The following is a 17,951-nucleotide window of genomic DNA, read 5'->3' on the forward strand; positions in this document are numbered from 1 at the left end:
AAAACTCATCGAGAGGCAATGCATCTAATGATGTAGATGTTTTTTTGCTACTACCACAAATGAAACACCGTTCCTTCGTGAAGCTTGCTTGTCATACGTAAACCTTGCCCATAATGGTGTTGCAATCTTATATGGATATTGATTACTGCTGGATGAGCGTTCTTGAGGCTGCAGTAGTTTTGCCAATTGTCTTCATCCATTCCAACGATTATCCGCTTCGGTGATTTCGAGATGGGTATCAAAATTGATAATACGAATATGTATCGTTCCCCCGTCAGAACGCTTTAACATTCCATGCTTTAATGCATTTTCAATTAATGGCTGGTTAGTCATTGATGGGATGAGGACAGTTGTCTCCGACTCTAGTTGCCATACAACCTGAATACGCTTGCCAAAACGCTCCTACTGTATATAGAGGTAGACTTGAACCAACCTAAGTTCATTTTCTAGTGGAACAAGTGCTTCCACATTTTGAAAATTACAGGACTCTCTTAAAAAATCTCAATGCCTCTACTAATTTACTTGTCCGCTCACTATTTAATTCACTAAACCCGACAGGAAGTGGGTCTTTTTAATGACGGTCCTTTTTTGGCTGAAAAAGCAAACCAGTATTCATGTCTATCCACACATCTACAAAATCTGAACAATCAAAAAACTGAGTGAGATTAACCCTAGACTACAGGTATAATGAAAGAAAAACCAAAATTGATTGGAGATGCCATGAAAATTCGATTAGAAACATTAACACAGGGTGATTTTGAAAACTTATATGCATTTGAGGTTAAAAATAGGGCCTATTTTGAAAAAACAGTCCCAAGTCGAGGGGATGACTATTACGAATTACCAAGTTTCATAAGAAAAAATGACATGCTTTTAGAGGAACAAGCACAACAGCTATCCTATTTCTATCTAATAAAAAATGAACTTGAAGAAATTATAGGAAGAATCAATGTAATCGATATTGATAAGGATCAACGATTAGGCCATATCGGTTATAGAGTAGGAAAAGATTTTAGTGGGAAAGGGGTTGCCCATACAGCCTTAGAATTAGTATTAGACCTTATGCGCCAGCAAGGCATGCTCATCATTGAGGCACAAACAACAACGAACAATATAGCCTCTCAAAAAGTATTAGAAAAAAACGGTTTTAAACAATTGGATAGAAGCGGAGAATCATTTGAAATGAATGGTCAAAACTTCACTTTTACTTATTACCGGTGGATTAATTCCTAGGATGATCTGACAAACCGTATTGTCAGATCATCCAATTTAAAAGAATGTGCCTAATCTAATGAGACCTCTTTAATCGCTGTTTTCAATTCCTCTAAACTCTTAATCATTTGCAGTAAAGAATGATATTCAGCTGCATTCAAGTGATCACCATGCACTGTTATGTATCTTTTTATGCTACTTTCCATTGTTTGAATCTCTAGCATAGCATTATACTGAACGTCAGGTTCTTGGTGTCTACTCTTCTCTCTATTTTGTTGGTTTCGATTTTGGGGCACTGCGGTTTGATAGCTCCTTTAACATCTTGTATACCTCCATAGATATACATATTTTGCATGACAAATTACTAATAACGAAGGGTAATTATAGTATAATAGTTACCTTTTTATCCCTTTATAATTGTAAAAATACAATTATCGAAGCCTATTTTATAATATAGCACTCTACAAATTCTATACAACGCAAAAAAATCAAAATGAGCACCTAGCCATCTTGATTTTTTGCAGGTGGAAGCCAATAACTTTCACACCTTTTGTGGTGGAATAATGCCTGTTACAAGTAAAATAAAGAATACCAATCCAATAAGGAAAAATATCAGTGACGCTATAAATACGGGCCCAAGTTTAACCTTGAACCGTTCTCGCTCATGAATGATCCCTGTTTGTGCACTCACTTGGGATGTATAAAGCCTTGACATCGCTCCACCGCTACTCGAAAAGTAAAACGTTCCTAAGGTAAAGGCAATGCCGGTGAAAAACATCACTTCGATAAATCGCACAGAGAATATTGTGGCAACCCAGTACGTCAACGATATTTCTACAATCCATGCAATGATGATAATAATCATGTGTTTCCGTGGCATTAAAGGAGCCCCTTCATTTTTTCTTTAGCTACTTCTACGCATCTTTTTAGAAAAAGTTTCATTTTTCTAAATATATTGTCTATAAGACTTATTTTGTTCTTAGAGATCATCAATCAATTGTATTAATTGTTGTTGAGTGAGTTCGCCTTTCACGCTGTGCTGTAATTTTCCTTCTTTATCAAAGATAAAGGTACTAGGATAATTCACCACTTCAAACGTTTTCTGTAGTACTCCCTCTTCGTCTAGGAAGATAGGAAATGATAAAGCATAAGTATCCTTAAATGCTGCCGCCTTCTTATAGCTATCATAGGCTGTGGCATTGATGGCTAGCAGCTCGACATCCTTTGATTTTTGTTGATAGAATGCCTCTAGTTCAGGTGCTTCCTGTTGACAAGGCCCACACCAGGACGCCCAAAAATTCACTACTACTATTTTGCCCTTATATGCTTCAAACGTTGTGGAGGATTGATCTAGCTTTGTTAAAGCAGTTTCATAATTAATTTGTTTGGTGCCATCCTCCAAAACAGTCATAGATGGTGTAAGAGATGCTTGGAAAAAAACATTTTTTAATGCCACACCAATAAAGAKTGCTATGATAAGTGCAGAGATAATGAAACTTATTTTTTTACGATTCATACTAACTCTCCTTTTAAAATATACAAATATTTGTATATTTTACCATACTATCAACTAACAGGATATGAACTTTTTATAAAAAATAGCCCCTACTCTAAAAGTAAGGGCTACTCTTTCTTACGTGAATGATGTTTTATTTTTATAGGCAATCACACTTACGAGAAGTAGCATACTAGCTGAAAGCAAAAAAACAACTCGTATCCCATACCATTCTGACAACATGCCCATCATTAAAGATGAAAGGCCGAATACCCCTGTCACAATGACATTCAACGATGTATACACCGTTGGTAATTTCTCCTTTGAGACACTTGTTTGAATGATGGTTTGCTGTGGAATGTTTTTTAATTGTCCACATAAGCCAATCAGCAAAGAACAGAGTAAAGCCATCAATGGTGTGATACTAACCGCAAAGAATAATGTAAAAATAGCGGACAACAGCGCACCTCCACTTATGAATATAGCTTTCTTACGCTCAATAAATTTGGTCCATTTTAAACAAATCATACTCCCTATAATCATGCCAATAAAAAAAATGCCGTTGAGATAACCCCACCATTGAGAAGAAGCCTGCAATGCTTCTTCTACAAAAACAAGTAAAATCGCTGCGACCCACACTGCACCTGCCATTGATTCCAGTAAATCCATTCGTGCAGCTACCTTTAGTACAGGTGTTTGATGGATGGATTGCCACCCTTGCATAAATAACATCCATTTCTTTTTTTGTGGACGTTCCATACGTGCCACATCTGGTAAAAGCTTTAAAAGCAATGTTGCCATGAAAAAAAGGACGACAACGCCCCATATAAGCTGTGATGGTGTCAAGAGAAGCAGCAAGGAACTGCCAACAAACCAAGAACCCACCTGAATGGATTGGATAACCGTTTCTGCAATACTATTTGCTCGCAATAAATCCTTTTCTTCCACATAATGAGGCAGCAAGGATTGACGAATAGGATTGGCACAACCATCCAAAAACGCAACCATCGCAATCAATAAAAACACAAAGCCTATCATCGGCTGGTCGCCTACCCATTGTACATACAAGGCAAGGCCCAAAATGACAGCGGTTTTAAAGCCTTGAGAAATAGTTAGCAATTGATTCAACGACACTTTTGTCGTAATAAGAGGTGTTAGCAGACTGGAAATCAACATACAAGTAGTAATAATAAACGGTACGAAGGAAGTAGCAATCGCCGAGTTGGTGAAACGATAAATTATACTAATCACGCTTACTATATAGAGAATATCACCAATATCCGCTAAAGATTGACCTGTCAATAAAAGTGAAAAAGATCGGTTTTTAAACACGTTTTATCCCCCAAAATTAAGATTTTATTTTTTCTTGGGAGATTTTTAAATTGGACGAACCTGCATGTCTGAACTCCTTTTTACGCCTAGTTGAAAAAACGATGGGGGATTTCATTTTTTTCAAATTTCTATGCGTGATTTTGATTAAATTTCATGAAAATTCTAAAGTATTTATCTTATTTTAGCATTACTTCCACTTTGTTGCCAGCACGCAAAAAGACCAGGTGTTCTCAAAAAATTTGAGCCCTGGTCTTTTTGTGAAAAGTGAAACCTACTAGTTTGCTTTAGTGTTTTGTATTCTACTAGTATAGTAGTCGTGCCAGCTTGGCAAAGGTTACACATTTTTGAAGAAAAATTCACGAAAATTATTTTTCTAGTTTTAAGTTGTTCGCCTTCAAAAATGCATTGATAGAGATTCGGTTAATGCCTGGTTGAATGGGGCAACTTTCGACATACGCTTTGGCTTCACCTATTATAGTTTTTATGAATTTAAGCTACTGCTCACATTTTCCTTACAATATAATGCTACGGACAATGATTCAAGCTATCCTATTATTTCACAAACAGTTTTGATATTTCTTCAGGTGGATATGGTTTGGTTAAGTATTTTTTAATTTGAAATTGGTCCACCATTTCTTTTACCTCATCTAATGCTGAGGATATAATAATCGGTATCTCTTTTGTATGCTCTCTTTCCCTTAGTGCACGGACTAAATCCCAGCCGCTCATTTCTTCGCCCAGCATTATGTCAATCACAATACCAAGTAAAGGCGTATTGAGTGTATCTTCAAAAGCTTTTTTAGGGTCATGATGATGAATCACGGTAAAGCCCTTGCTTTTTAGCTCTTCAGACAACAATAGAGCTAAGCTTAAGTCATCCTCAACAAGCATAATGTTTAAGCCGTTGCTATCCTCCATTACATCCTCTTCATCGAAGGTGATAGTGTTATTTGCGAGTGGTAAAGTAAAGTACACAGTAGTACCTTGTCCCTCTTCTGACTCTATCCATATTTCTCCCTCATGCTTTAAGATGATTTCTCTACAAATGGAAAGACCCAGTCCAGTTCCTCCTATTTTACGTCTTAAACTATTATCGATTCGTTTGAATTTTTGGAACAACTGAGCAATATCCTGTTTAGATATGCCAATCCCCTCATCTTTTATACTCACTTGGATGCTATTATTTTTGTTTTCTAACAAAATCTCCACATCCCCACCTTGTGGAGAAAATTTAATCGCATTTCCTATTAAATTAATAAATAATTGGACGAGTCTATCTTGATCTGCATTGACATAGACCTCTCTTGCCTTATCAATTAGATGGACATTATGCTTTTGCTCATGTCGGAAGCGATTGACAATTTCAAAGGCTATTTCATTTAATTGTAGTGTCTCCATGTTATATTGCTGCTTGCCTGACTCCATTCGCTGTAAATCCAAGAAGTCATTTATAAGATTGGTTAGTCGTACCGCTTCTCTATGAATTGTATCGATATATTTATTTTGTCGTTCGGGTTTTATATTTTTCGTTAACAGAAGCTCTGTAAAGCCAAGTACGCTCGATAAAGGCGTTCGCAGTTCATGACTTACCGTACTCACTAATTCGGATTTCATTTGATCTACTTCATATTCTCTTGTAATATCACGATGCACAAAAATTGTGCCTACTTTTTCCTGTCCATCAAAAAGACAAGTTGCATACACCTCGACAAAGATTTCATGTTCAGCCGTCATACAATAGCGGCATTTTCGTGTCTCCTCAAAGCTCTCCATAATAGATGCCTCTAAAAATTCAATTAATTCATCAGGTTGGGCACTACATTTTTGAAAATGCTGTAGCCAATCCTTTTTAGGGATACTTGTTTCTGTTGTCAAGTTAAGGAGGTTGACAATACCACATAGCGCTCTATTGATAAGAACGGTATCGCCTGTAGCAGAAACTAATTGGATTCCTTCGTTGACATTATCAATAATCGTTTGATTTAACGTCCTCGATTTTTCTACCTCTTCATACATAAGAATACGTTCAAATGCGATGGACACACGATTTAATAGTCCGTTTAAACTATCTATATCCCGATCATTATGAGGATGCCCCTCTCGTGTCGCCATTAAAATAGCGACTAGCTCCCGTTTAGAATTAAACACGGAAGAATACAAGTCATAGGCATAATAAGACTCTTGTGCAATTCCTTTTTCATTTGCTGTCAATTGACGTGTAATAACAAAGGATTTTTCCTGCTTTAATCGTGCTTGTTTATCCATGCCAAAATTTTCAACTAGGGCTGCAGCAGATTGGTGTGATAAACCTTTTGTCGCATAAACATTGCCCTCCATCCAATACAGCACACTCGTATCATATTGATAAATGTCGTTTAAATAATTATGGAGATTATCGATTAGTTTCTGTTTATTTAACGTAAAGGTTAGTACATGATTTAATTGATTATACTTTTCTAAATAATTTAATGAATTTTGTAATTGTAGCTGATTTTCTTGAAGCTCGTCCTGCTGCGCTAAAAGCTCCTCATTTTGAGTGGTCAGTACCTCTTCCTTATCCTGAATGGAGAGTATCATTTTAAGAAATGAGTTCGCTAGAATGCCTAACTCATCCTCCTTTTGTACAAGATTACCTAAATCAATGGATTTCCCTGACGCCAAAGCGTTTGTCGCAAGTGTTAATTGTTCAATTGGTCGAATCATATTATTCAGCACTCTTCGTAAAATGACCCCAACAAATAGTAAAATGAGACCGCTAATCATGAGCGAAATAAAAGTAAATAATTGCCCCTGCTCCACTGTCTTGCTAAAAATTTGGTTTAAGGAGTGGTCTGTTTTTTTCTTATAGGATTTTGTATAGGCAATAAATTTATTGACAAGGTCATTTGCGCCACTATTCGAAAGCTCTCGCAAAGCCTCATAATCCCCCATCTTCGCAAAGCTTAACCCTTTTGGGAGAGTAACCGTTTTATAATTATAATGAAAATCAACTAGCTCATTATAGAGCCCTCGTTCTTCTTCCGTTAAATCCAGTTGCGAAAACTTCTGTAATAGAACTTCGAAATTCTCCAAATTTTCATACAATAACTTTAATTCCTGCTCATTTTGAAAGGCATAGTAGCCCCTTGCTCGAAAAAATATGCCATTAAAATTTTCTTCCAATTCATCCACAAGCATTGATTTTTCATACATTTGCTCTCTCTTCTGCTGTAAGGCATTTTGACTTGCATTGACTACGACAAGAAAGGCAGCAATGATGATTAAAAAGCTAACAACTAGAAAAAGCAGCATTTTAAAGAATTGGCTGCGTATACTTTTATTCAGCAAGGGTGTCGACTTAATCATTTAAGATGTCCTCCACCAGGTTCATTAGCTTAATGGGACTAAACGGTTTGGACATAAAGTAATCTACCCCTAAGTCAAATACCTTTTGACGATCACTTTCCTGTGATTTTGCTGTCAGCATGAGAATAGGCATCGACATTTTAATCTCTTGTGGGAGAAGCTCGATCACCTCAATTCCTGTTAAATTCGGCATCATATAGTCGAGTATCATTAAATCATAGGAGCTTTCCATCATTTTTTTTAGGGCTTCTTCGCCATCCTCTGCCTCATCAATATCAAATTCTAAATCTTCTAATGTTTCACGTATTAACATGCGTAATATTTCTTCATCATCTACTACTAAAATTCTAGCCATCCTGTCTTTTTCTCCCTTTCCCATTAAAGAAACATTTGATGAATTAAACGAACAATACGTTCCGATACTTCAGCCACATTAAACGGCTTCACAATATAATCATCCGCCCCATTAATGAAAGCCTTCATGACGTATTCTTCCCCCACACGTGAAGTTAGCATGGAGACGATTACATTACTTGAAGCATGCTGCTCTCTTATCTTACTCAGCACCTCGATGCCGTCCATTTGCGGCAATATCCAATCTAATAAGATAATGTATTTGCATGCAGGGTCATACCAATTGGATTCCAGAAAACTAATGCCATCAGGAAATGATAATGTTTCAATCCTATAATCGTCATTTTCCTCCAAATGCTTAAAATGATTGGTAATCAGATCACGAATAATATACACATCATCAATGACAACGATCTTAATTTTCACCTTTCTTTTCTCCACAGCAGCTACATTATCAAAGATGATCGTTTGATTTCTCCCTAATTGCTTGGCCGTATAAAGTGCTTGATCTGCCTCTTCTAGCATCTTTTTAGGATGTAAATTGGTAGAAGTGGCTTCCGCAATTCCACTCGAAAATGTAACATGGAAGCTAGTTCCATTTGCTGTAAATGTCTTTTTCTCCATGGAGGTACGAAGTTTTTCAATAAAAATAAATGCCTCTTTTTTAGTTGTACGAGGCATTAAAATTACAAATTCTTCTCCACCATAGCGACAAGCAATTTCTTCAGCTCCTTTTAGCTCCTTCACCAATGAAGCGAAACCCTTAAGCACCTCATCCCCCACTAGGTGACCATATGTATCATTTACTTTTTTAAAATAATCTAAATCGATCATCGCAATTGAAAAATGTTCTTTGTTTTGCTGATGGTGTTTAATGAAAAGCTTCATTTGCGATTCCATAAATTTACGATTATAAATTTGGGTTAATTCGTCAATGACGATAGCCTGTTCTAATTCTCTTTTATAGGCTAAGCGATTGGAAACATAAGCGATTAATAGCTCTTCATCAATGGGCTTTGCCATAAAATCCATAGCACCCATCTCCAATGTGCGAATACGATTTTCTTTACAATCATTACTACTAATCACTGTCACAAACATAAGCTCTTTTTTCGTCTTTTTAATATTGTCTAAAATAGAAAAGCCATTAGAATCTGGAAGCATGATATCTAGAAATACGATGGATGGTTGCAATTCATAAATTAACGCTAATCCTCGTTTACCATTATGAGCTGCAATGACAGAGTAGCCCTTTTTCTCTAAAACATTTTTTAAATAGGAAATAAATACAACATCATCATCTATTATCAGAATAAAATCTTGTTTTGCTGGATTTTTAATGATGGTTGTAGGATGTTCCATATGTTGTGTCATTGAATCATTTTCTTTATAAAAATGGACACTTTCAATAAATGGAGCAAGAAACTTTTTCCATTCTGATTGGGTCCATTGCTTGTTACTATCTTCATTCAAAAGCTCTAGCTTTTCACGAGCAATCGACGTTAATTCATGTAAACCGATTGATCCAGCGGTGCCTTTTAACGTATGTAAAAATGAATAGAGCTCGTCTTCTCTAACAAAGTCACTATTATCCCATTTTTGTAAATTTTCACATATACGTGTATAAACCATTCGGTGATATTTAGCTGTTTCCATCCTATTTCTCTCCAATCAATCATACTTCTATAAATTATAACTTACTATTTTGTAAAAACCACGGCAGATTTTGAACGTTTATTGTAATGAATCCCTTACTCTTAAGCCTATCTTAGCTGGTCTTAAAAGAAAGGGTTCTAACTTTGCTCTTTTCGATTGACTTATAGAAGCGTTTAATGCTAAATTTACTAAAGCAGTAATTTACTAAATTACTAAATTCGAAATGATAAGGAGTACAGATACATGAAAATTCCAACACATTTAAAACATAAACCTGTCATCGTGGCAGAAAATTATGCCAATATTGATGGGCGCACGGCTTATCAAACAGATGCACAAGGGCTTTCCCTTGGTCTGGCACAATGGAATGATCGAGGAAAGGTTGATATTTCTGCGAAGGTTTGGCGGCATACAGGTGGCAAGTGGTCTCGCCAATCAGAAGAACTTCCCCTACACCGCGTACTTGATCTCGCTATTTTAGTGTGTGAAACGGAACTTTATTTTAAGGAGGCTTATCGTCATGAGCATTTATATGATGAAGAAAACCCTGTAATTAATCGTGTAGGCTTACAGGGAGATGCCATGACAGTGGAAGTTTGCACAGAAAATGAACAGATTAAAGAGGATATTCAGCTTTTTCAGCAAGCACTTAATAATGATGGTGAGCTAATTGGTGAACGCCTACGCACACTTTCAAGAATCTTAAAAGAAATGGGTTATTAAAACTCAAGAGGAACTTAATGATGAACGAACAAATGTTACAGGATGATCAACAGCTACGCAAAGCTTTTTTTAATTTCTTAATTCCCGTGATGCTAGCGAACGTGCTGCAATCTGTTGGCCAAGTTTTTGCTATGTTTATCGTCGGACGCAATTTAGGGGTCGATGCCCTAGCAGCCATTTCGGCATTTTTTCCATTTTTCTTCTTTTTAATGGCCTTTGCAATTGGCATTGGTTCAGGAAGCTCTATTTTAGTCGGGCAAACATTTGGGGCTGGTAATCATGCCAAAATGAAAGAGGTTGTTGGTGTAACACTCGCCTTTACAACTATTTTATCCATCGCTGTCGCGATTTTTGGTGGCTTTTTCATCGAATGGATTTTACGTTTTATGCAGACACCTGCGAATATTTTAGACATGAGTATTAGTTATGCCCAAATACTTTTCTTCACGTTACCAATTATGTTTTGGTATTTGGTGTATACAACCTTTATGCGAGGAGTCGGCGATTCCAAAACACCTTTTCTATTCTTAGTAATTAGTGTTGTGTTAAATATCGCCTTCCTCCCCCCTTTAGTATTCGGATGGTTGGGGTTGCCTGCGTTCGGCTTAAATGGGGCTGCCTATGCTTCTGTGTTATCAAACCTGGTGACAATGATTCTGTTGTTAGCCTATTTGCATAAGACAAAGCATTTACTACGTTTTGATAAAACAATCTTACAGCATTTTAAATTAAAGAAAGATATTTTAACGTCCTTATTAAAGCTAGCCATTCCATCCAGTATTAGCATGGTTGCCATTTCAGTAGCCGAAATTGCCGTTATTGGCTTTGTGAATGGCTATGGTTCGGATGCTACTGCCGCTTATGGCGTTGTCAATCAGGTAGCTAGCTATGCACAAGTCCCAGCAATGAGTATTGCCATTGCAACATCTGTCTTTGTAGCACAGGCGTTAGGGGCTAATTCTACAGAGATGATTAAAAAAATCCGTCAAATGGGTGTGCGCATTAATTATCTTCTAGGTGGCGCGATCATACTCATTATGTATCTGTTTGCAGAGCCTATTTTGGCTTTCTTTATCGATTCACATGAGACTGTGCTTATTGCCAAGAATTATTTATATATCGCCTTTTGGAGCTATTTAATTTTCGGACACACACAAACTGTTTCTGCTACAATGCGTGCCACTGGTGTCGTATTATGGCCAACTATCTTCTTAGTCATTACGATTTGGGTTGTACAGGTACCATTAGCGTTCCTATTATCTCACCATACGTCACTAGAACTAAATGGCGTTTGGTTAGCCTATCCAATCACCTTCTGCGTCCACTTCATTATGCAATATGCATACTTCAAGCTAGGCTGGCAAAAACGAACATTAAAAGCTATGCTGAGCGAATAAAATGGAAGAGGGCATGCCATATGTGCGTGCCCTCTTTTTATTATGGCAACAAAATAACCAGGCACTCAAAATTGAGCCCTGGTCATTTTGTGAAAAGTGAATGTTACTACTTGCTTTAGTTCTTTTGTATTCTACTAATAGAGTAGTCGTTTAACATTGAAAAAGGTTACAACCAATTTCGAATTTTTTTCTCGCTTTTTAGCAGTTACCAAAATAAGGCGAAATATAGAAAACGAACTGTATACTTTGAATACAAATCTCCTTCTAAACCGTATCTAGATGTTTAATTCTCCTTGCAATGCTGTAACTGCTGCGCCTGCAATCAATACCTTGTTGTGATGAGGGGCCACATAGATTACACCTCCACGTTTAGAAAGCTGCTTGCTGACAAGCTGTTGTTTAGATAATTTCTCACACCAATAAGGGCCTAGTGCGCCATGACTTGATCCATTTACCTGATCCTCATCAATGCCTTGTGCTGGAGAAAAAAAGCGAGATACGATATCGATGTCTTCTTCCTTCGATTGACTAGTTAGGCATATACCTCGAACAGGAAACTGCTTCATCGCAGAAAAGTCAGGTTCAAACTGTACAATTAGGTCTTCATTGCCTACTTACACGATATAATCCAATTCGGTCCTCCCTACAAAGATGGGCTTACATCCTAACCAGTCCTCCAATGCTGAAGGACATTCCATTTCAGCAATTGGATACGTTTTGATGGCGATTTCCACTCGTTCATGTTGCCACTTGGCATGTAAAGGACCACTTGCTGTATGAAATGTAATTGTGTGCTCCTTTGGAACAATTCCTTGTTGCCAAAGGACAAAGGCACTAGCAAGGKTGCCGTGACCACAAATGGGTATTTGCCTATTTGGCGTAAACCATTTCAGCGTAAATTCAACCTGTCTTTTTTCAATAAAGGCTGTTGTCGGGACAGGTATCTCCTGTGCAATTTTTTGCATGGTCTCCTCAGAAACTTCTTCATCTAATAGACATATTGCTGCAGGATTCCCTTTATATAGCTCATTCGTAAATGTATTAATTAGCCAATATGAAATACTAGTCACCGTTCTCCCCTCCTTGCCTCATCATACCTGAAAATTGTTTCATTGGATATAATTTTCCAAATACTATTTCCTCAGCTAGCACTTTATAAAAAAGCCATCTTTTGTCTAAGCTAACACTATAAAATACAACTGAAGAGCAATTCGAGTGGAGAAACCATGAAAACTTATTTCAAATTTTTATTGATCATCGGATTGACGACATTACTCGCAGGATGCTGGGATATTACGGAGCCGCAAAGAATGTACTATATAAATGCAGTAGGTGTAGACTACGAAAACGACGAGTATATTGTCTATTTACAAGTGATTAATTTCGCTGATGTCGCGAAATCTATACAACCTAGCGCAACGGTGGCGCCTGCTGAAGTAGGACGTGCCACTGGTAAAACAATAGAAGAGGCAATTTACAAATTATATCGCTCCTCGGATCAAGAAATTTTTTGGGGGCATATGCGATATATGATTTTTTCAGAGCAGGCTATGGAAAATGAACACATTATTCCTGTCATCGATACATTCATACGCTTTCGTGATACTAGGTATCAAATCTGGGTGTATTGTACAAAAAACCCAGTTGAAGATATATTGCTTGTCACACCAATCTTAAGAAATTCGTTATCCTCATCAAAATTAAGTAACCCAATCAACCCAACAGAACAAGAAACATTTATCGAACCAAAAGACTTAAGAGATGTTGTCATTGGCTTAAATGAGCCAAGTTATGAAGTAACAATTCCTTATGTGTCCATTAAAGACGATTGGGAAACAGATGAGGAGCAAGTTGAGGAAACCTATTTTTCAGGGGTTGGTGTCCTATCGAAAGATGGCTTTAAGGGGTTCGTGCAAGACACTGCGGCTCGCGGCAGTCAATGGATGCATAACTATACTAATCGCGGGGAGATTACCTTTCAATTAAACACAAGTGACCAGGAAGAACTAACGGTTAGTATTGAGAAAATACATGTCGATGTGGAACCACTTGTCAAACAAGAGGCTGTTACATTTGAAGTCAAATTGAGAATCAATGCGACCATCAATGGTTTTAAAGGAAAAGTAACCGAACAGGAGCTGAGAGAGCTTATTGTAAAAGAAGTGAAAAAGGAAATTCAGGAAACCTATAAAGAAGGTCTAAAATTAGATGTGGATATCTATCGATTGTCAGAATATCTCTACCGCGATAACGTCAAGGCTTGGAAAAAGCTTGAGAAAGATGGAAAAATCCCATTATCAGAGGATTCAATTAGTAAAATTGATGTGGATGTAGCCAAAATCAATCCAGGTCGAAAAACTTTTACAGAAACAATAAAAAAATGACCAGATGTCCTCATAGGAATCTGGTCTCCCTATTATTTTATAAGTGAGTATATATAAGTATCATGGGGCACATTATGTTGATGCATATATTTTTTTAATAATCCTTCTTGTTCGAAGCCTATTTTTTGCAATAGTAGATTGGAAGCTTCATTTTCTTTAAATACAATGGCTCCAATACGTACTAAATCCATTTCTTCAAAACCATAGGAAATAGCTCGTTTAACAGCTTCCTGAGCATAGCCATTTCCCCAATAGTCAGGAAAAAGGGCGTAGCTGATTTCCGCTCTTCGATGCTCTATTGACCACTCTTGAAAGCCGATTGTACCAATAATTCCTTCTTGATCCTTTAATGCAATGCCCCATTTAATACCACGTTTTTCGGCAAAATTGTTGGCAAAATTTTGAATGATTTGCTGCACTTGAACTAAGCTGGTTAAAGGTTGTTGTCCATAATGGCGCAAAACTTCAGGATTCGAAAAGCACGCAAGAAGAACTTGTCCATCAGAACTCGTCAATTCCCTTAACACTAATCGTTCAGTATGTAAAATTGGAAACATCATATACCTCTTTTATTGTAGATTTATTAATCAAATTTTACATTTGTCAACTAGCTATTGCAATCCCTATTTCCATTTGATGCCACTTTGTTAAAAGGACAAGGCTAGTTGTCCTACCCTTTTTGTGCGTGTTAGTTTGCTTGTGCATCCCGACAGAGTAAGTCTACCAGAGCTATCTATACACTCTCTCTACAAATCCCCAATGTTGCACACTACACTACTGTATAAAACTTCCCTATATGTTCACAATAAGTTCAAAATAGTCAATGAGAGGTGAACTGAATGGAACACTTTCCACTCATACATACAAATTTTTGGGATGCCGTCGTTGCAGTCCCTGTAGTTATGATGATTACCCAACTCATTAAGAAAATGTGTCATATAAAGCCTTTTTGGGTTCCAACCATTGCACTAGTTGTCGGCTTATTCATTTCTATTTTCATCAGCCACCGACATAATCATCTTGCAGGACTATTCATGGGCTGGTTTTATGGCTATGCAGCAATTGGAAGTTATGCCTCCTTAAAAACTTCTTATCTTACCTATAAGCAAAAGAAGAGAAGAAAACAGAAGTATACTGCTCCTTAATGGTGACTATTACACCTACATGTACAAAAGCTTATACTAAATTTCAACAAAAATACTTTATAAATTTCATACTTGTTACATTACCTTTTGACAAACAATGAATTGGAGAGGAGGAAAAAATATTTCTGAACGAGATCTTACACCTAAAGAAAACAATGCTATTTGAGCTAGACAGAAAAAATTCAAGCGCCCTGCAAGCCAATTAGATATACTAAATATGACGGCAGCAATCACTCTTGAGCTAGAAAAAGAAACAACTCAAATTCAGGAAACATTTCATTTGAACAATTAGGGGTGAATGAGCAATTACCTAGCGATGAAACAAAAAAACAAATTGATCAGGTATGTGATCGTTCAACGTGTCCTCTTCTCAACGTATCCTCTAGCATCGTTTTAGAAGAGGATAAATGACCGTTGTATCACCTTTTACTTTAGAATTTCATTACTTGTTCTCGCAAAGTGGTAATGAAGACTCGGATTTGTTCCATCGTCACAATAATACATAATGCAGGCCCACATTCTCTTGCACCATGATGATTCTTCTCATAAGCATCTAGTACAAACACTAATTTATAACGTTGCTCTGCTTCCTCTCTCTCCTCTTCAGGAATTTGAAAGATACCGTATCCAGGAAAAAAATATTCACCATAATGAGGGATATGATAGATGCATAGGCCAGGATCATGCGGCTCCAGCATACTTAAATAAGCAGGCTCCAATTGTGTTATGTCTTCTAATAATTGAAGGAAATCTCTTTTTAAACAATAAATCTCAGTATTTATCGCTGGGAAAGCTGGCCCAAAGCGAAATTCAATACGAAACTTTACACTTTCCTCGTTCACCATTAAAATATCTAGCTCTACCTCACAACTCGGATGACTCGAATCATCTTTTAAAATTGCCACTATACCGCCCCTTACACTTGCTTAATCGTTGTTCTCTCTACAATATACTAGGAAATTATCATTTTACCAAAAAAACGAAATTATACATATTTATGTATGGTATAATAGATTTTATTCATTTTTGGGAGGTGAAGGTGTTGAAAAGATATTTGGTGACAAGCATTGTAGTAGGAGCCATCTTCCTAACAGGCTGTGAAAAGGATGACAAAGCAGCCTCACCACTATCTACATCAGTAGATAAACAAATAATAGCAATGGAATCTGTCATGGCACCTGTTCCATTAGTTTTAACGCTACCACAGAAAGAATACTACTATAAAGAATATTCGGCTATTGTCAATAAACTAAATGAAGAGTATGGTACAGGCTTTAAGCTAGATCCCATTACAACATTTTCAGCAAATTATTGGCTTGAATTAAAAGATTTTGAAGACATGTTAAAAGGCAGAATAGACACTTCTTATGTCGTGGCCGATAATAAGGAAGTTTTTTCTCCAGTTAAAGTACCAAAATTCGTTGAATTACATATGGGGGCACATCGAACAATCATTCGTGTTGATGGTTCATTTGACACCCAACTAAGCATGGACATTCCTGGTGGAAGACAGTTATTTTCGGTTATGCATTCCTTGTCTTCTAAAATTGAACAGGGTAAAGGCTACTGGACGCAAACGGGGTATGACCCTTCCATTAAAGATCATGGCAGTGCTTACAATATTGCAATCGGTGGTTACTATTCATATAATGGTGTATCCTCACCTCATATTATTGAGATCGAGTATTATTGTAATATACATGGTGGCATTACTTAATAACTAGCAATAGGCTTGCCTGTAATCTTTTTCACAGACAAGCCTTATTCTTTTATAGGATAGCCTCTATTCCTTTCATCATATCAAGAGCGCCCTTAGATTTATTGGAACATACGACAACTTTGATGGAAGAAGCAGGATAATAGGCTGAATGGAAGCACACGCCAGGATCATACCCCATCACATGGTATTTCAGTATTGCTTGTTCACTATTCTTCTTAATCCATACACCATAGCCATAACAATCATTTTCATTCAGTTCGACATGAGGCATTAACAGTTGATTCGTTAACTCTTCATTTAAAAGTTCGAAATTCATAAGTGCACTCCAGAACTTTGCCATATCCTTCCCTGTTACGAATGCTCCCCCATCAGAACCCCCTTTTACAGGTAAAGAATAGATATTTGTTTTCCAAGTTCCATCTGGGTTGTCTATGTACCCTAATGCTGTATTAGCTGGCAAAGAATCTAACGAAAAATAGCCTGATTCCGTCATATTCACCCGATCGAAAAGATGTTGTTGAATGTAAGCGGAAAAATCCATACCAGTTGCATGCTCTACAATTAACCCTAATACAATATATCCTGCATTATTATAGTGAAATCGCTCACCAACTTTATACTTCATTGGACGATTCTGAAATAATGGTAAAAAATCTCTCAATGTTCGAAGCTGGTACATCGGATTTTCAACCCATAACGCTTCAAAATTCTCCATTTCTTCCTCATCAAAATAATCGGGTATTCCTGACGTATGTGTTAGCAGATGAGCGATGGTTACTTGCTTATCAAAGTGCTTAAATAGTTGAGGCAAACAATCGCATAATTTCGTATCAAATGCTAGCTTCCCTTTTTCAATAAGCTGACAAAKAGCGACTGCAGTAAAAATTTTAMAGCCAGAGGCAATGCCAAAACGAGTTTTGGCATGATTGTCGATTTGTTCTGAGCGATTCGCATAGCCAAAACTTTGGCTGACTAAGGCAACCTTCTCCTGATTTTCCACTAGCACCGTTCCTGAAAAATTAACCTTCTCTTGTATGTCGATAAGAATATTTTGTAATTTTGTTTGCATAGATATTCTCCTGATTTTCTTAAAATTACTAAATAATAGTTTTTTTATTTTAACAATATCGTTTTGAACATATTTTTACAAGTCTATTTCGTTTCAATCCAGAAGATCCGCATAATCAT

General features: G+C 36.9%; 20 protein-coding genes. 6 read left to right on the forward strand and 14 right to left on the reverse strand.

Annotated features, from left to right (window positions below; genetic code table 11):
- Positions 1-24 precede the first annotated feature (24 nt).
- On the reverse strand, positions 25-186 hold the full coding sequence (locus tag ACHZEU_RS02440; protein WP_279494946.1) for a hypothetical protein: 162 nt from the start codon (positions 184-186) through the stop codon (positions 25-27).
- A gap of 6 nt (positions 187-192) precedes the next feature.
- Positions 193-333 carry a hypothetical protein gene (locus ACHZEU_RS02445; RefSeq protein ID WP_279494944.1) on the reverse strand — a complete coding sequence of 47 codons (141 nt, stop codon included), beginning with the start codon at positions 331-333 and terminating at the stop codon, positions 193-195.
- 387 nt (positions 334-720) lie between these two features.
- Between ACHZEU_RS02445 and ACHZEU_RS02450 the strand changes: the two genes are divergently transcribed.
- Positions 721-1,233, forward strand: a complete 513-nt coding sequence (locus tag ACHZEU_RS02450; RefSeq protein ID WP_404804563.1) for a GNAT family N-acetyltransferase — start codon at positions 721-723, stop codon at positions 1,231-1,233.
- A gap of 50 nt (positions 1,234-1,283) precedes the next feature.
- On the opposite strand, the gene ACHZEU_RS02455 is transcribed toward ACHZEU_RS02450, so the two are convergent.
- The 7 genes from ACHZEU_RS02455 to ACHZEU_RS02485 form a co-directional block, all read right to left on the reverse strand.
- Positions 1,284-1,508 carry a hypothetical protein gene (locus tag ACHZEU_RS02455; RefSeq protein ID WP_259950720.1) on the reverse strand — a complete coding sequence of 75 codons (225 nt, stop codon included), beginning with the start codon at positions 1,506-1,508 and terminating at the stop codon, positions 1,284-1,286.
- Between the two features lie 245 nt (positions 1,509-1,753).
- Positions 1,754-2,092 carry a hypothetical protein gene (locus ACHZEU_RS02460; RefSeq protein WP_048392945.1) on the reverse strand — a complete coding sequence of 113 codons (339 nt, stop codon included), beginning with the start codon at positions 2,090-2,092 and terminating at the stop codon, positions 1,754-1,756.
- 99 nt (positions 2,093-2,191) lie between these two features.
- Positions 2,192-2,728, reverse strand: a complete 537-nt coding sequence (locus ACHZEU_RS02465; RefSeq protein WP_404803968.1) for a TlpA family protein disulfide reductase — start codon at positions 2,726-2,728, stop codon at positions 2,192-2,194.
- A 117-nt stretch (positions 2,729-2,845) separates the two neighbouring features.
- Positions 2,846-4,039, reverse strand: a complete 1,194-nt coding sequence (locus ACHZEU_RS02470) for an MFS transporter (protein WP_404803969.1) — start codon at positions 4,037-4,039, stop codon at positions 2,846-2,848.
- Positions 4,040-4,591: 552 nt separating this feature from the next.
- On the reverse strand, positions 4,592-7,384 hold the full coding sequence (locus ACHZEU_RS02475) for an ATP-binding protein (RefSeq protein WP_404803970.1): 2,793 nt from the start codon (positions 7,382-7,384) through the stop codon (positions 4,592-4,594).
- Positions 7,377-7,739, reverse strand: a complete 363-nt coding sequence (locus tag ACHZEU_RS02480; protein ID WP_054548630.1) for a response regulator transcription factor — start codon at positions 7,737-7,739, stop codon at positions 7,377-7,379. Before ACHZEU_RS02480 ends, ACHZEU_RS02475 begins: the two co-directional genes overlap by 8 nt.
- 23 nt (positions 7,740-7,762) lie before the next feature.
- The gene (locus ACHZEU_RS02485) at positions 7,763-9,394 is read right to left on the reverse strand and encodes a diguanylate cyclase (protein WP_404803971.1); all 1,632 of its coding nucleotides are present in this window, start codon (positions 9,392-9,394) and stop codon (positions 7,763-7,765) included.
- A 243-nt stretch (positions 9,395-9,637) separates the two neighbouring features.
- On the opposite strand from ACHZEU_RS02485, the gene ACHZEU_RS02490 reads away from it, so the two are divergent.
- Both ACHZEU_RS02490 and ACHZEU_RS02495 read left to right on the forward strand, forming a co-directional pair.
- Positions 9,638-10,117 (forward strand): DUF6530 family protein, encoded by a 480-nt coding sequence (locus ACHZEU_RS02490; protein ID WP_016994140.1) that lies wholly within the window; start codon positions 9,638-9,640, stop codon positions 10,115-10,117.
- Positions 10,118-10,134: 17 nt separating this feature from the next.
- On the forward strand, positions 10,135-11,514 hold the full coding sequence (locus ACHZEU_RS02495) for an MATE family efflux transporter (protein ID WP_288583122.1): 1,380 nt from the start codon (positions 10,135-10,137) through the stop codon (positions 11,512-11,514).
- A gap of 275 nt (positions 11,515-11,789) precedes the next feature.
- Here ACHZEU_RS02495 and ACHZEU_RS02500 read toward each other — a convergent pair whose 3' ends face one another.
- Complete coding sequence (locus tag ACHZEU_RS02500; protein ID WP_404803972.1) at positions 11,790-12,080, reverse strand: PhzF family phenazine biosynthesis protein; 291 nt, start codon at positions 12,078-12,080, stop codon at positions 11,790-11,792.
- Positions 12,081-12,128: 48 nt separating this feature from the next.
- Entirely contained in the window at positions 12,129-12,584 is a 456-nt protein-coding gene (locus ACHZEU_RS02505) for a PhzF family phenazine biosynthesis protein (RefSeq protein ID WP_404803973.1), read from the reverse strand.
- Positions 12,585-12,740: 156 nt separating this feature from the next.
- On the opposite strand from ACHZEU_RS02505, the gene ACHZEU_RS02510 reads away from it, so the two are divergent.
- Positions 12,741-13,898, forward strand: a complete 1,158-nt coding sequence (locus ACHZEU_RS02510; RefSeq protein WP_115673552.1) for a Ger(x)C family spore germination protein — start codon at positions 12,741-12,743, stop codon at positions 13,896-13,898.
- 32 nt (positions 13,899-13,930) lie between these two features.
- Here the strand turns inward: ACHZEU_RS02510 and ACHZEU_RS02515 are convergent, their stop codons facing one another.
- A complete protein-coding gene (locus ACHZEU_RS02515) occupies positions 13,931-14,455 on the reverse strand; it encodes a GNAT family N-acetyltransferase (RefSeq protein ID WP_404803974.1) in 525 nt (174 codons plus the stop codon).
- 282 nt (positions 14,456-14,737) lie between these two features.
- On the opposite strand from ACHZEU_RS02515, the gene ACHZEU_RS02520 reads away from it, so the two are divergent.
- Positions 14,738-15,043 carry a hypothetical protein gene (locus ACHZEU_RS02520; protein WP_404803975.1) on the forward strand — a complete coding sequence of 102 codons (306 nt, stop codon included), beginning with the start codon at positions 14,738-14,740 and terminating at the stop codon, positions 15,041-15,043.
- Positions 15,044-15,474: 431 nt separating this feature from the next.
- Here ACHZEU_RS02520 and ACHZEU_RS02525 read toward each other — a convergent pair whose 3' ends face one another.
- Positions 15,475-15,948, reverse strand: coding sequence for a hypothetical protein (locus ACHZEU_RS02525; RefSeq protein WP_257961030.1), 474 nt, complete (start codon positions 15,946-15,948; stop codon positions 15,475-15,477).
- Positions 15,949-16,082: 134 nt separating this feature from the next.
- Here ACHZEU_RS02525 and ACHZEU_RS02530 point away from each other — a divergent pair, with 134 nt between their 5' ends.
- Entirely contained in the window at positions 16,083-16,760 is a 678-nt protein-coding gene (locus ACHZEU_RS02530; protein WP_231595642.1) for a hypothetical protein, read from the forward strand.
- 52 nt (positions 16,761-16,812) lie between these two features.
- Here the strand turns inward: ACHZEU_RS02530 and ACHZEU_RS02535 are convergent, their stop codons facing one another.
- Positions 16,813-17,832 (reverse strand): serine hydrolase domain-containing protein, encoded by a 1,020-nt coding sequence (locus ACHZEU_RS02535; RefSeq protein WP_404803976.1) that lies wholly within the window; start codon positions 17,830-17,832, stop codon positions 16,813-16,815.
- Positions 17,833-17,951: the final 119 nt, after the last annotated feature.

It is taken from the genome of Lysinibacillus sp. S1 (genome assembly GCF_044986265.1).
Classification (GTDB): Bacteria; Bacillota; Bacilli; order Bacillales_A; family Planococcaceae; genus Lysinibacillus; species Lysinibacillus capsici.